The sequence below is a fragment of the Vulcaniibacterium thermophilum genome, assembly GCF_007923255.1.
Taxonomy (GTDB): domain Bacteria; phylum Pseudomonadota; class Gammaproteobacteria; order Xanthomonadales; family Xanthomonadaceae; genus Lysobacter_F; species Lysobacter_F thermophilum.
In genome coordinates this window covers 1-1,511 of sequence record NZ_VOHJ01000073.1, presented here as the reverse complement: position 1 = coordinate 1,511, position 1,511 = coordinate 1, and the positions used below count along the sequence as shown (strand labels likewise).

At 58.6% G+C, this 1,511-nt stretch carries 2 protein-coding genes; both read left to right on the top strand.

Annotated features, from left to right (window positions below; genetic code table 11):
* Positions 1–758: RHS repeat-associated core domain-containing protein (locus FQY64_RS14595; RefSeq protein WP_146475464.1), on the top strand; the 758-nt coding region annotated here is incomplete at its 5' end.
* Positions 759–1,250: 492 nt separating this feature from the next.
* Positions 1,251–1,439 carry a hypothetical protein gene (locus tag FQY64_RS14590; RefSeq protein WP_146475462.1) on the top strand — a complete coding sequence of 63 codons (189 nt, stop codon included), beginning with the start codon at positions 1,251–1,253 and terminating at the stop codon, positions 1,437–1,439.
* The last annotated feature ends 72 nt before the right edge of the window (positions 1,440–1,511 follow it).

Here is a 1,511-nt window from a genome sequence, read left to right as displayed (position 1 = left end):
TCATCGACCCGATCCGCGAGAAGGCCGTCTGGACCTGGCCCCTGACCGGCGAAGCGTTCGGCGCGGATCAACCCAACCCGGACCCCGACGCCGACGGCATCGCCTTCGTGTTCGACATGCGCTTCCCGGGCCAGCGCTACGACAGTGCGAGCGGGCTGAACTACAACTACTTCCGAGACTACGAGCCCGCTACCGGGCGGTATGTGGAGAGCGATCCAATCGGGCTAAATGGCGGGTTGAGCACATACCGGTACTCCTACGCCAGTCCTCTGAACTATTTTGATCCTTTGGGACTCGCTCCACAGTGTCGCCCCCTACTTTCCTTTGGTAGTGGCACACAAGATGTCTTAGTGGACCGCCAACTTCTTAGCGATACCGGGTGGTTCTTGCAGCGCGTATCTGCTGATCCTCCGGCACCCGGCCGTCCGCAGATGGGTAGAGCGCACTCCAGCCAAGGTGGCGGTTGGGGCGCGATGCTCAGGGGTACTCAGACGGGCGACTGCTGGGGCTCACGTGTTCGCAGCTATCGTGAGAGTTACGAGACCCGGCGGCTCAACCATTTGGTCGAGATTTGTACGGAAATGGACTGTGGGCAACCTCGAGCTTTTCTGCGTACCCGAACGGAGCAGCGGGTAATAAATAAATTTGAGAGGACAGATAAAGATACAGAGTTTGCTACGGCCCGAATGGCGGGGGTGGTTTTGACTCTGAAGTGCCTTGAATGGATCAGAGAGCTTCGACGAACGCTAAGACCATAAAATCGCTCTTGTTGGCGGGTGTCGTTGTGCTTCTAGGAGGGGCAATCGATCTCTACCTAGTCACACTTGCGGACCGATGGGCCGTCAGGACAGTTGGGGAGGTAGGCGAGCTGTACAGTGCGTCATTGCTCTTTGTGCCAAAGCTGATTTTCGGTCTGGCAACTGGGTTCGTTGTTGAGCTTGTAGCCTGCAAGTTTGCGTTGAGACATCTGCGCAGGTTGGTAACGTTTGGCTTCATCGTATACTTCGTGTGGAAATTTAAAACTGTCGAGGTCTGGATTGCTCCACAGATCTTGGCCTATGTCCTAGCGGTTGGTCCTTATGTGGCCTTCTTTGTCGCTCTCTATGTTCCTTGGCTATCAAGGAGGCTCTGCACGCTCCGTGAGTCACCCCGATGACTAAAATCGAGACGTCTGCGCGTAACAGCCAGCTAGCGTAGCCCGGGTAAGGCCGAAGGCCGCACCCGGGTTTTTCGCGGAAGCGGGAAGGCGGATGAGGACGTCGAGGAAAGACCACCGGCCGCTCGGCTTCGAGTTCGACGAAGTCGGCAACCTGGCCGTGCTGCGCACCGGCGACCAGACCGAGCCGCCGCTGCGCCGCTTCGGCTACGACGCGCTGGGCCGGCTCGACGTCCCCCCGCTTTCAGTAGCGGGGCGATTTAGAGTCCGGGGTGGATGGTAGTGGCTGCCAGTTGCTTCGCGTAGGCGCTCGGTGTCAGTCCGCCCAATGCCTTCTTTGGCCGCTCCTCGTTGT